Below are 12,663 nucleotides of genomic sequence, written 5' to 3'. Positions count from 1 at the left end.
GCGCCCGACGGAATGTTTAACTCCGGGCGCTTGAGGAACCGTTTGCCCATGTGAGAGCGTCTGACGGGTTGACAGGTGACTGACAAGGGGCGTCCATCGCGTGGGAGTGGTACTGCCGGGTTGGGCGGATGAGGTACTCAATCTCATCGGTATCTCGTGGCCCAATGTTGACGAGGACGACTACCGTGAAATGGCCAACGCCATGCGGGAGTTCGCCGATGACATCGAGGACGGGGCCAACGAGGCCCACACCGCGATCCAGGGGTTGGTGGGTTCCGCGGGCGGGTCGCTCGCCGTGGAGGCGTTGAACGCCCACTGGGGAAAGATCAACGGCAAGCATCTCAAGGGACTTGCCGAGTGCGGGCGTCTGGCGGGCACCGCCATGGACGGGGTGGCCACCCTCATCGAGGGGGCCAAGATCGCGGCCGTGGTCCAACTGGGCATCCTCGCGGCGGAGGTGATCGCCGCGCAGGCCGCGGCCCCGTTCACCTTCGGGCTCTCCGAGGCCGGTGCGATCGCCGCGACCCAGGCGACCCGGGCGATCGTCAAACGGCTGTTCAAGGAGGTCTGCGAACAGGTCGTCCAGCAAGTCGTCAGCATCGCCCTCACGCCCGTGGAGGAGGCGCTCGGCGCGATGGTCGGGGACCTGGTGGTGCAGCTCGGCGCCAACGCCCTGGGCACCCAGAAGGGCATCGACCTGGGGCGTACGGCCGACGCGGGCAAGGACGGCCTCCGCCAGGGCGCCCACGACGCGAAGGCCGCCGCCGGCGGGCAGATGCAACTCCTCAGCACCGGCGGCGGTGGTGGAGGTGGAGGTGGAGGAGGGCATGGCGGCTCCTCCGGGGGCGGCGGTGGGGCCGGCGGCAGCGGGTTCACCCACGATCCGGAGGAGCACGACCGGGTCGCCACGAGCCTGGAGAGCGCCGGCAGCACCTTCCGCAACGGTGCCGGCGGCAAGATCCGCCGTGCGAAGAGCCACCATGCGCGCACCCGCGGCAAGGACGCCATCGCCGACGCCGCCAACTCCATGCTCGACAAGGTCATCGACGGTATCGAGGACGGCACCAAGAAGACCGCCCAGCACGTCGGCGACGACATGACCCGCGGCGTCAAGCAGATGGCCAAGAACCATCATGACAACGACAAGGGGCTGTCCGACCATTTCAAGGGGCTCGGTCTGAAGGAGGACTCCGGCGGCTCGCTCAAGCGCAAGGCCAGTCAGTCCTCCGGGGGCTCCGACACCGAGGAGAAGAAGCCGAAGCGGCGGAAGAAGAACAGCAAGTTCCCGCTGCCGGCCAACGCCAAGCGCAATCCGAAGCAGGACGCCACGAAAGTCGATCCGCGCACACACGACCTGGCGGTCAAGGTCAATGAGCGGCGGAAGGCCCAGGGCGACAAGTCGAAGAAGAACTACGCGGCCTTCGAGTTCGAGGACGAAAACGGGGACAAGCGGGTGGAGATCGGCCGCAGTGCCGGGGTGCACTCGGAACGCGTCGTCGGCGTCCCCCTGCTGGACAAGCAGCACCGCCTCGACGAACAGCGGAAGCACGACATCGCGGAGGGACGCGATCCCGGCCCCGATCGCAAGATCAAAGTCACCCGCATGTATTCGGAACGCGATTACTGCAACCAGCAGGTCCCCAACTGCAATGACTGGACTCGGCATTACTTCCCGGACGCCGAGCGGAGCTACGCTTTCGAATACGATCACCACACACCGGGTTCGAAGAAACAGGGAAATCGGGACATGGAGGACCACCTGCGGTGGGTCTTCGGAGAACCGCCCATCAAGCGGCGAAGTTGACGTGCGGTAGCGGAGGAACGGCTTAATGGGCATGCAAGATTCCTGGGGGCGGACCGGGCCGCCGGTACGCCGTTGGCACCCGAGTTTCCTGGCGGAGCTCGGGCTGCCCGAGTCCCTCGGCGCACTGCTGGCGACGGCGGGCGTCCCCGAGGAGGTCGGCCCCTACTTCCGGGCCGCCGACGAACCGGCCCTGCTCACGCACTACGCGCAGCAGGCCCGGCTTCCCCTGCCCGTCGGCGACGCCACCGCGTTCTGGCGGCTCGGTGACGACGGCGGGTCGCAGATCTGCTGCGCGCCGTCCGGCGGCATCTTCTCGGCCTCCTGCGGGGCCATGTTCCCGACCCGCCTGGTCAACAGCTCCGCCCAGGCATGGCTGACCGCCCTGGCCGCACTCCGTGCGCTGCTGGAACGGCTGTCGTCCGACCCCATCGGTCCGGACGCGGTGGCCGCCGTCACGGCCTTCCGGGACGGCTTGGCCGCCCTCGACCCCGAGGCGATGTCCGACGAGGACAACTGGTGGCCGCTGGTGACCGACGACCTCCGCCTCAGCGCGTCGGTCGACGCCTCGGGGATCATCGAGTTCCGCACCGAGGCGGGGGCGACGCGTACGGTCTCCGGATACAGCCTTCCCGGGCAGGGACACGTCGCGCGGCGCCTGGGCACGGAACTGCTCAAGCGGGGCATCGAGCCGGTCCGGGTGACCCGGGTCCACACGGATCTCGAACCCTGCGAACTGCCCGGCTGCTACTGCGCCGAGTGGCTGGCCGCCACCTTCCCCGAAGCCGAGGTCACCTACAGCTTCGACTACGGCCCCGGCGCCGACGACCGTGCGGCGGGCATCCGCGAACTCGCCGCCTTCATCGAGGAATCAGAGGAAACGCACGAGTGACCGGTACCGACCTCACGCCGGAGGGACCGGCCGCCGGGCGCCTCGCGCCGGCGCAGGAGCGTGCCGCCGGCCTGGACTTCCCGTGCGGGCGAGGGGCCGTTGCGGATGCCTTCGGGGAGTTCCTTGCGGCGACGTCGGAATCCGGCGGCACCTTCTATGTGACGGGGTCCCCCGGCAGCGGCCGCAGTACCGTTCTCACCTGGCTCTTCCTCCGCAGCCAGGCGGAGCCGGACGGGGACGGGGCGGCCGGCGGCCCGGCGCGTCCGGTCTTCCACGCGGCACTCGGAGCGCGCGGCCGCGGCGCCGACGACCTGGCGACGGCCCTCGGACAGCAACTCGGTTATGAGACGGCCACCGCCGGTGAGCTGCTGTCGGTCCTCGCCGCGGACGCACGTCCGGTCTGCGTGGTCCTCGGCGAGCTGGACGAGGCGGGCCCGGTGCCGGGCGACCGGCACGCGCGGCACGTCGTCGACACGCTGCTCGCCCCCATGGCGAAGCTCCCCACCGTGCGACTGGTCACCGAAGGGGCGCCGGAGTGGGCCCGCCTCTTCGACGACTGCGAGGTCGTGGACCTGGATCAGCCTCGCTGGACCGACCGGCCGACCTTCGACCGCTACGTGGCGGCGCTGTGTGACGTCGCCCTGGGACCGGAGGGCGGCGACCACCCGGGCGACCAGCCGCCCGTGCCCGCCGGTGCGCTCTCCCAAGCCGCGTACCCCAACTTCCTGTTCGCACAACTCCTCGTCCTGGACCGGCTGTTCGCCGATCCGGCAGAAGCTCCGGCAGAACAGGCCCGGTCCGCCGACGCACTCCCCGGCACCGTCCACGACGCCGTCGCGCGGCAGCTGCACGCGCTGTCCGTAGAGGTCCCGCTCGTGGCGGACGCCCTCTACGCACTGGCGCTCGCCGGGCCCACCGGGCTCGACCGCCGGCTGTGGCGCCTGGCGACCGCCGCCGTGGCGGGGCGCCAGGTCAGGTCGGGGGAGTTCGACGCGGCTCTCGACCAGTCCCGGGCACTGCTCGATCCGAGCCGGTCCGACGCGGCCGGCACCGGGGACGCGGAGAGCCGGTACCGGCTGCGGCACCCCGCCGTCGGCACCGCACTGCTCGGCCTGCGGGGCCCGGAGGCCGAACGGCAGGGCCGCACGGCCGTCATCCACTCCCTCGCCGGCCGGGTGCCCGTCGCCCCGGAGGCCGGCGGGGCTCCGCGCCCCCTCTGGTCACAGACCTCTCCCGCGCTGCTGTCGACGCTGATCAGACAGGCCGCTGCCGTGCCCGGAGCCCTCGGGCCCCTGCTCGACTATCCCGACGTGGTGGTGCACGCGGATCTCGACGAACTCCGCGCCGCCGCCGCTTCCGCCACGGACCCTGCCGCCGTGGCCTTGCGCCCGGTGTTGGACCTACTGCATCCGCCCTCGCCCCACCGGGCCGCCCGGCTGCAAGTGGCCGCCTTCCAACACGGTTTGACCCGCCTGGCCTCGGCCGTCGAGTCCACCCACGACCGGTTGCCGTTCCGCGCCCTCCGGCTCCTCCCGCAACAACGGGGGACACAGCCCACCACGGACGTGGAGGACAGCGGGGACACCGGGGACAGCGGGGACACGGAGGGCACCACAGGCATCGCAGACACCACAAGCACCGCAGGCACCGCAGACACGGCACGCTCCCAAGACGGCGAGCACCGTCCCCTCCCCCCAGCGGCAACCACCGGGGAGGGCCTCCCCCGGGACACCGTCGTCCTCACCGAGACGGGCGCCCTGGAGGCCGGCCAGGAAGCCGGCCCGCGGTTGCTCCGCTGGACGCTGCACGGCACACCGTGCACCGCGACCCAGAGCACCCTCCTCGACGGCGTCCCCGTGGTCCTGCTGGCCGACCGGGAGGGCCTGCTCCAGGTCCGGAGCCAGGGCGACGGTCGGCTCCTGCGCCCCACCGTCCGCCTCGACGAGGTGGCGGAGCACGTGTGCCTCCTCGCCGCGACGCCGGACCCGCTGAGCGCCTGCGCGGCGGGCGACCGGCTGTGGTTGGCGCGGCTGCACGACGGATCGACGCTGGCGGAACTCCGGTTCGGGTCCGACATCACGGCACTCACGTCCGCCGCCGAGCACCGACTCGACGTCGACTTCGGCGGTTCCCGCATCCGCCTGGCGTTCGCCCCCGACCACCCGCACACGAGCCCGGGGGCCGCACCGTCCGGTCAGGCCCCCGGCCACTAATGCCGCGGCACTAGGGTCTGACCGACGGGCCAGGGCCGGGTCCGCCACGGTGTCCGGCACGGCCTTGTCCGCCCCTGACCCCTCGGACAGCCCCTGGTCCGCGCAGACCACGACAATCGGCTTGGAGAGAGCATGACCCCGCCGTTCACCCCCCTCTGGGCCCGTTCGCGGCCTGCCGAAGACGCCGCTCCGCAGGCGTGGACCGGCTGGCCGGGCCCTGTGATCGCCGCACGGACCGCCGCGTGGAAGGGGGGTACGGCCTTCGCGAGCATCAGCTTCACCACACCGCACCGGTTGACGCTCCTGGACGCCGCCACCGGGCAGCGGCTGGCGCCCACCATGCTCTGTGACGCCGAAGAGGACACGTTCGCCCTGCTCGCCGGCCCCACTTCGCTGATCGCAGTGGGCACGCACGACATCGTCGAGCCCCTCGACGGCATCCGCCACTCCTACGGGCCGGAGGACTCCTCCGGCGTCGGGCTCCTCGCCACCGTGTCTGGCTCGGCCGAACCCCTGGTCGTGACCGCCCACCCCTACGAAGGGATCAAGGTCTGGGACGCCGCCGCCCGGAGGTGTCTGGCCGAGCTGTCGTTGCCGGAACTGCGGAGCCCGGACTGCCTGTGCGCGGGTCTCCTCGCCGGCGCGCCCCACCTCGCGGTGAGCGAGGGAGCGCAGGTGTCCGTCCACGAGGCGGAGACCGGTCGGCCGGTGGTGCGTTGGACCGCCGCGGAGACCGACGTCATGCGCATGCTCTGGGTGCCGGGCGGCGACGGCGGGCAGGACGCGGTCCTCACCGCGGACACCGCGTCCCGGCTGCGGGCCTGGGACCCGTCCACCGGCGAACCGCTCAGCCGGGCATGGCCGCTTCCGGACCGGCCGTTGCACCTCAGTGCCGCCGTCCTGGCGGCGGGGGACGCCAGGCTGCCCCTGGTGGCCTGTGCCTACGGCGACGGCGTGTACCTGCTGCGCACGGACACCGGCCAGGCACTGCTCGACCTCCGGACGCGCGCCTGGACGCGCACCGCCCATCTCACCCCTAACGGGCTGCTCCTGCTGGGCACTTCGGCCGGCCCGCTCGCCCTCCGTCTCGACGCCGAACGACTGGCAGCCGGTTCCTCAGGCGAACGCGCCGAACTCGATCCGGCGGGTTTCCCCGCACCGGAAACGCCGGAGGCCCCCGAAGGGCGAGGAGAGGGGACCGGGCCGGGCACGGTGGGGCTGCCGTCGCACGCCGATCTCGTCGCCCTCTGGGGCGCCGACCAGCTTCTCGTCCTCGACGCCGACCTGGCCGGCGCCGAACTCACCACGCAGGACCGCGAGGTGCTGTGCGGCATCGGCCTGCCCCACTCCCCCGTTCCCGGCCTCTCCCTGGACCGGGACCTGGCCACGGACGGCCCGGCCCCGTTGGACGAGGTCGGCGTCGGCCCGGAGGATCCTGACGACCCCGACGCCCTCCACGTCCCCGAAGGTCTGGACGGTTACCACTGGTTGGGGACGTGGCACGACGACGATCTGGTGCTCAGCCCCACGGGCGCGGTGGAGATCGTCGGCGCGGAGACCGACTACGAGGAGGCGACACCGCTCAACAGCGGCCTCGCCGCCTTCGTCACCTTCGCCCATGAGTGCGCGCTGGCCGCCTTGCAGCAGGAACCGGAGTACGGCGGCGAGGCACAGGAGGCACGCGCCGAACGCCTGGAGCGACGCCTGCGGGCCCTGGACGCGAGCGCGTTCGCACCGGACAGCGCCGAGCACTGGCGCGCTGCGCTGAGCGACCTCGAGGCGGGGATGTAGAGCGGGCCGAGGCGGCGGGGGGCTTTCCCCAGGCATCCGAACGCCGAGGCAGGCGTCGGGCCCGCAGCGGCCCGCCCCGGGCGGGCCCGACCGGTGTCCGCCCCGGGCCCCGCCGCCGCGCCGAGGTCGAGGCCCGGGGGGCGCGAGCCGGTCAGCCGATGGGCCCACGAATCCGGCATGCTCCTCACCCTACTTGGCGACCTCGACGCCGCCGAGGAGCACCTCCATCTCGCTCCCGACATCCACGGCCTCGACCGCCGCCGCACCCGCGCCATCGCCCTGGCCGACCCGAGCGGCATACGGCTCCGCCAAGACGATCCCGCAAGCAAGCAGCCCGGTCCCCCGCCTGAGGCAGTATCGGCCCGGCGGCCGTGGCGGCGTAGGGAGCGGACAAGGTCGTCCGACGCGCGACGGAAGCGATCCGGCCGGGATAGAAGTGTTGAGTGTGGGCGAGGCTGCATACGGGCAGGGTGACGGCGCGTACAAGGCGGATGGAGTAGGCGAGTGCTGACGGGCGAAGCATGGCGCGAGCTACAGGGCCAGGGGACATCTCGCACCTTTCCCGAGCGCAGCGTGATGCTGAGGCAGGGCTCCCCAGGGACGCACCTGCTCGCTCTCACCGAGGGGCTCGCAAAGGTCGTTTGCCGGGAACCGGGTGGAATGGTGACCTGGCTGGCCTTTCGAGGGCCGGGTGACCTGCTCGGAGAAGTGTCCGTCTTCAACGGCACCCCGCGCACGGCGGAAGTGGTCGCGCTTACGCCGTGCACGGCTGTCGTTCTGGACGCGGAACGGTTTCGCCGCTTCATCGATCAGCGTGGGCTGGTCATGGACTTGATGCGCCAAGCCCTCTCCCGGCTGCGGGAGTCCGACGCCCATCGCGCTGAGCTGCTGACCCTTCCGCTGGTCGTCCGGCTGGCACGGGCACTTCTACGGCTGGCCGAACTCACCTCGCCCGGAAAGAAAGCAGATGTCGTTCGGCTGACCGGCCTGAGCCAGGAGGAGATCGCCCAGGCGACCGGGGTGACGCGCAACGCGGTCATCACCGGCCTACAACGGCTACGAGAGTCCGGCGCGGTGGAGACGGCCCGCAGGGTCATCGTCATCAAGGACATGAATGCGCTGCACAACTGGGCGATGGTCGACGCGAAGACCAAGCTGGAGTAGCCCTTCCAGTCATCCCCGCTCAAACGAATGCACCCACATTCGGGAGCCCTGAGCGGGTCGACTGATCACGCCATCTTGTGACGTGGAACACCCGTGGAGTGCCCTGTGCTGTGCAGTCCGACGGACGGAATCGACGGAACCTCGAAGCAGCCGGCCAATGGCGTTCATCACCGTCCCGCCGTCCGTCAGGAGATCACGCATGTCCGCTTCCGTAACCGCTCCGTACTCCGAGAGCCGACCGCTTCCTCCCTACCGTGCCCTGTTCGCCGTCGACGCAAAGGACTTCACCGGCCTTCCCGCCGTGCAACACGGCCCGGTGAGCCAGCTGATCCCCGAACTCGTCGACCAGGCGCTGGAGCAAGCCGGACTCCACAAGCTGCGCGACGCCAAACGTTTCCCGGCCAACACCGGGGACGGTGTGGTGTTCGGCTTCGATCCGGCGTTCCTGCCCTTCGTCCTCTGGCCCCTCCTGGGCGTGCTGGACGACATCCTCGGCGCATACAACACGCAGTACGTGGGCCCCCGTATTCGGCTCCGGGCCAGCGTCCACGTCGGACCTCTGCCGGATGCGGACAACCCCGGCGACGGCAACGGCACTGCTCGCAACGACACGCACCGACTGTTGGACTCCCGTCCTGTCAAGGCCATCCTGGCGGCGGCCAGCGAACAGGTCACCCACCTGGCTGCGGTCATCTCCCAGCGCGTCTATGAGGACGTAGTGCTCGGTGGGTACACCGGTCTGCACCCCGACCGCTGTGTGGAGGTCCCAGCCACCGTGGAGGGGAAGGACTTCTCGCAGCGTGCCTGGCTGTACGTCCCGTCGCCGTCCGGGAACCTCGTACAGGCAGGTGTGCTACCGCTCGAGGAATCAGCAGCGCAGGCCGGCGGCCCCGTCGAATCGGACAGGGACGCGGCGACGCATCCCGGTACGCACTACAGCGGCAACACGCAGCATGTGCGCGAAGGCGCCGCCGTGACGGGGAGCGTCGGGCGGGACATCACCTACAACGGGGGCTCCACCTCTTACCGCGGTACGAATCAGCATTGGGGCGGCGGAGACAACGTGGCGGGCGACAAGCGGGTCGGCGAAGCCGGAGACCACCGGTGAGCGCCGGCGCGGACAGCGCCCCGAACGGCTCGGATGGCGAAGGCCGATCGGACCCGGGGGACTCTTATCGGGACAACCAGCAGCGGCTGGACCAAGGCTTGGCGTTCATGGGCAGGGTCGGCGGCGATGTGAACGTGATCATCGGTACACCGCTCGACGAGGACGTCGCGGACAACATCCTCAAACCCCGCCTGCGGGAGGGCCCCTACCCTGCGGACGACGTCCACGACCGCCTGCGCGGATTCGTCGAACCACCGACTTACGCACACTGCCGGAAGGTGTTGGACAGTCACATCCTGCTGCTGAGGGCCCACAGCGGCACGGGAGCGAGCACCGCCGCATTCGCACTGCTGGAAGACCGTTACGGCGCCGACGGGATCACCGGTCTGGACTCGTCGGAAGACCTCTCTCGCTGGTGCCCCAAGGAAGAGCGCGGCTATCTGCTGCAAGGGCTGTCCCCGGTGGCCGCCGCTTCGCTCAGTGAAGTCCCCCTCACCGCGTTGGCCGCGCGGCTGCGCCAGGCGCGCGCCTTTCTGGTCGTCACCGTGCGGGCGGATACCGCACTTCCGAACGACGCGATGCCCTGGCAGGTCCTGCACAGTCCCCCGGCGCCGGGGGAGGTGGCCGCGAAGCGCCTTACCGCTATGTCTGAGTCGGGTGAACTTACTACCGCGCAGAAGACCGACGCGCTCGGGCACCTCGCCTCCGCAGACTTCACCAACTTTCTCAACGGTCACCTGCTGCCACGGGACGGGGTCGAGGTGGCGAAGGGGCTGCGTGATCTCGTTGTCACGGGAAAATCCGCTGCCGCTGTCCTCGACGAACTGAAATCCGGCAGCCTTGAGGAAGCCCGCAGAGCCCTGGCGGAATCGAGCCACCGCGCCGACCGTCTGTCCCTGATGGCCGCGATTGCGTTGCTGCCCGGACAGGACCGAACGGTCATCGAGGAGTTCAGCACTGCTCTCCGCCCCCATCTCGACCAACGCGGCGGTCCAACAGGGGGCGTTGCTGGTCACCCGGAACACACCTCTGCGCACGGACGCCCACTGACAGAAGAGGCGCCAACACGGCGTGACGTTCTCGGACCGGCCTTCGAGGACCGACTGGCAGCCGTCGGTGCCCACCCGCTGCCACTGTATTTCGGGGCCCAGCGCTATCCCGTCCAGCCCATCGCGTTCTCCGGACGGCACCGGTCGGAAGCCCTGCTGCGGTGCCTGTGGCTGGACTACGAAGGCATGGCGGGGCTGCTGTGGAGTGCCTTGGACGAGATTCCCCATCGCTCCGGCATAGAACTGGCGGCGGGACAGGAAATCGGGAAGGTACTGGCCCACGCGACCGGATCAGGTACCTTGCGTCAACTGCACCCCTTCGCCGCGTCGGACAAGCGCTGGCGCCGGCGTCTGGTGGCCTACGCGCTCGGGGAGGTGGTCCAGCACCCCGCTCTCACCAGTGCGGTACGGCATCAGTTGCGGCTGTGGAGCCAGGCGGGCCTGGTCCCTCTCCGCTGCACGGTCGCCGAGACCTGCGCGGGCAGCTACGGACTGGCCCGCCCCGCCCACGCACTGAAGCTCCTGGACACCGTGCTCGACAAGACGGGCACGCCCCTGGAGAGCAACTTGCGTAGCGCAGTGTCCTTCGCGCTCAGCACTCTCCTCTCCGAGGACACCAACCGCGCCCTGGTACTCGACCACGTACGGGAGTGGCAGAGCGCCAACTCGGGCACACAGCGTCACGCCATGGCCGTCCACATCGTGGAGTCGATGAGTCTGACGGCGTTCCCCCTACCCGGTGCATTGAGCGTATGTCGCCTGCGTCTCGTCGACCTGCTCACAGGCCACCCCGAGCGAGCCCTCGGCATCGTGATCGCAGCCCTGAACGACCCTGCCACACATGAGGCGATGGCGAGCGGCCTGTCCTCGGTCGAGAACGAGCCGGGCCTGTCGCACCAGGCCGACTTTCCCCGCTTCCTTACCGCCCTCTCCAGCGCGGCCCGGGACCACCGTGGCGTCCTGCGCTTCATCTTGCGCCGCCATCGCGTCCGCGCCGCTTCCTCAACACAAGGGTTTGCCTCATGACCGATCCGCTCATCGCCCCCCTTGCCTCCTCGCCGACCTGGCAATTGCTCCGACTCCGCCTCAGCCCCCCGGAGGACCGGGCCCTGGTGTTTCTCTCGGGCAACGGAGAAGACGGAATGGTGCCGCCCCGCAGCGGCGACTTCTGGGGCTACCCGCGGCCCACAGCGCGCACGGTGCGTGAAGGGGACTTCATCGACATCGTGTGGGTCTCGCTCGCGGAACGGCGAACGTCGGTGGACATCCCGCGCCATCCCCCGAAGCCCCCCGCCCGTTACGCGGTCGCCTGGAAGGTCACCAACCCTGTGATCGCAGCGCGAAACCAGCTCACCGAGGATCGGGCTCGGCGGCTGGTCGTGAACCACATCGGTGAGAACGCCGCGTTGCCAGGCACCCCCGACCCGCTGCGAAAGCCCCCACCCCACTTCGGTACGACCGAGGTCGAGCCACCAGGCCAACTACGGGTGATCGACGGGTCCGGCCTCACGTACTGGTTCCTGGACCCACCGGCAGCTCTCCTGCCCACCCCCGGCTCCGGCGTGGAACCGATCCTCCCGCCGGGCTTCGGCGAAGCCCACCGTGAGGCGTACCGCTTCTATCGGGAGGTTGTCTCGGGCGGTCCCGTCGGCCTGGCAGCGCTCTGGCTGCTGCAACAACCGGAACAGGCAAGAGAGGTACTTGACTGGACGGTGACCCACCGCGATCTCCTCTCCGACCGTGACAGCTGGGAACGCACCCTCGCGGCGACGCTACGGTCGCTGACACCGGAGGACCGCGGCTTCGTCGGCGTCAACCTGGCGCGCGTCCTCAGCGACGTCGGAGTTCCGCACGGCGAGGAGGTGCTCCGCCGGATCGGCCACACCGACGAAGCAGGCGACGGAATCGGCCCTCATGGGGATAACCCGTGATCCCCCGCCTGCCCTTTGTCCGCCGCCGGCCACAGGTCGCCGAGCCAGAGAACGTGGTGGCACTCTCCCGCGAGCTCATCGCCCAGAACCACATCGAGATAGGCCGGGCGGACGGCAAGGCCGCAGTCCTGCTCGCCGCCGGAGGGTCACTGCTCGGACTCCTGCTGACCCGCCGCCCGGCCGGCACCCCCTGGCCCCACCCTCTATGGGGGACGGCGGTGGTCGCCACGACCGTGGCCCTACTGTTTCTGCTGGCGGCGCTGTTGCCCCGGCACGGACCGAGGCTCAGGGAGAGCTCCCGCACCCTCGCCTACTACGACGACGTGGTCCGGGCGGAAAGACGTGCGGAGTTATCGTCCGGCCTCCTCCTGAGCAGCTCCGATCCGCACCCCCACTTGTTCCGCGCCCTGACCGCGACCAGTCGCATCGCCCGCACCAAGAACAGATGCGTGCACGGCGCCGTTCTCATGCTGCTGCCGGCGGTCACGGCAGTGAGCGCGGTGCTGCTCTCCGGTGCATGAGGAACAGAGAACTCCCCATCGGCTCCAGAGGGCACGGTGCAACCACCCGCCTTACGCGAGGGAATGGTCGAACGGCGAAACAGAGTCACACGGGCTGTCGGTCAGATGGCCTGAAGACCATCTGCTGGATCCGGCCTCGCCGCACCCGCCCCGGCATCACAAGCTGGGACGCAGCCAAGGTCTGGCACGGCGT

Annotated in this window: 10 protein-coding genes; 9 read left to right on the top strand and 1 reads right to left on the bottom strand. The window is 70.3% G+C overall.

All coding sequences use genetic code 11. The features are described 5' to 3' along the window. Positions 1-100: 100 nt before the first annotated feature. The 4 genes from ACIQE0_RS02110 to ACIQE0_RS02095 all read left to right on the top strand — a co-directional run bounded on the left by ACIQE0_RS02110 (position 101) and on the right by ACIQE0_RS02095 (position 6,697). Positions 101-1,804, top strand: coding sequence for a hypothetical protein (locus ACIQE0_RS02110; RefSeq protein WP_402328402.1), 1,704 nt, complete (start codon positions 101-103; stop codon positions 1,802-1,804). Between the two features lie 25 nt (positions 1,805-1,829). Next, entirely contained in the window at positions 1,830-2,693 is an 864-nt protein-coding gene (locus ACIQE0_RS02105; RefSeq protein ID WP_402328400.1) for an SUKH-4 family immunity protein, read from the top strand. Beyond that, positions 2,690-4,906 (top strand): hypothetical protein, encoded by a 2,217-nt coding sequence (locus tag ACIQE0_RS02100; RefSeq protein ID WP_402328398.1) that lies wholly within the window; start codon positions 2,690-2,692, stop codon positions 4,904-4,906. Before ACIQE0_RS02105 ends, ACIQE0_RS02100 begins: the two co-directional genes overlap by 4 nt. Positions 4,907-5,038: 132 nt before the next feature. Further along, complete coding sequence (locus ACIQE0_RS02095; RefSeq protein ID WP_402328396.1) at positions 5,039-6,697, top strand: SUKH-4 family immunity protein; 1,659 nt, start codon at positions 5,039-5,041, stop codon at positions 6,695-6,697. A gap of 189 nt (positions 6,698-6,886) precedes the next feature. Here ACIQE0_RS02095 and ACIQE0_RS02090 read toward each other — a convergent pair whose 3' ends face one another. Next, positions 6,887-7,009 (bottom strand): hypothetical protein, encoded by a 123-nt coding sequence (locus ACIQE0_RS02090; protein WP_402328394.1) that lies wholly within the window; start codon positions 7,007-7,009, stop codon positions 6,887-6,889. A 192-nt stretch (positions 7,010-7,201) separates the two neighbouring features. On the opposite strand from ACIQE0_RS02090, the gene ACIQE0_RS02085 reads away from it, so the two are divergent. From ACIQE0_RS02085 to ACIQE0_RS02065, 5 genes are all read left to right on the top strand, one after another. After that, positions 7,202-7,861, top strand: a complete 660-nt coding sequence (locus tag ACIQE0_RS02085; RefSeq protein WP_366334284.1) for a Crp/Fnr family transcriptional regulator — start codon at positions 7,202-7,204, stop codon at positions 7,859-7,861. A 199-nt stretch (positions 7,862-8,060) separates the two neighbouring features. Next, the gene (locus ACIQE0_RS02080; RefSeq protein ID WP_402328639.1) at positions 8,061-8,969 is read left to right on the top strand and encodes a hypothetical protein; all 909 of its coding nucleotides are present in this window, start codon (positions 8,061-8,063) and stop codon (positions 8,967-8,969) included. Further along, positions 8,966-11,044, top strand: coding sequence for a hypothetical protein (locus ACIQE0_RS02075; RefSeq protein ID WP_402328392.1), 2,079 nt, complete (start codon positions 8,966-8,968; stop codon positions 11,042-11,044). Before ACIQE0_RS02080 ends, ACIQE0_RS02075 begins: the two co-directional genes overlap by 4 nt. Continuing rightward, positions 11,041-11,949 carry a hypothetical protein gene (locus tag ACIQE0_RS02070; RefSeq protein WP_366334278.1) on the top strand — a complete coding sequence of 303 codons (909 nt, stop codon included), beginning with the start codon at positions 11,041-11,043 and terminating at the stop codon, positions 11,947-11,949. Before ACIQE0_RS02075 ends, ACIQE0_RS02070 begins: the two co-directional genes overlap by 4 nt. Continuing rightward, the gene (locus ACIQE0_RS02065; RefSeq protein WP_366334276.1) at positions 11,946-12,470 is read left to right on the top strand and encodes a Pycsar system effector family protein; all 525 of its coding nucleotides are present in this window, start codon (positions 11,946-11,948) and stop codon (positions 12,468-12,470) included. Before ACIQE0_RS02070 ends, ACIQE0_RS02065 begins: the two co-directional genes overlap by 4 nt. Positions 12,471-12,663 lie beyond the last annotated feature (193 nt).

This window comes from Streptomyces sp. NPDC093097 (assembly GCF_044754325.1).
In the GTDB taxonomy this organism is placed as follows: Bacteria; Actinomycetota; Actinomycetes; order Streptomycetales; family Streptomycetaceae; genus Streptomyces.
Note: the sequence above shows the minus strand (reverse complement) of the source record. Positions and strands in the feature narration are given on the sequence as shown.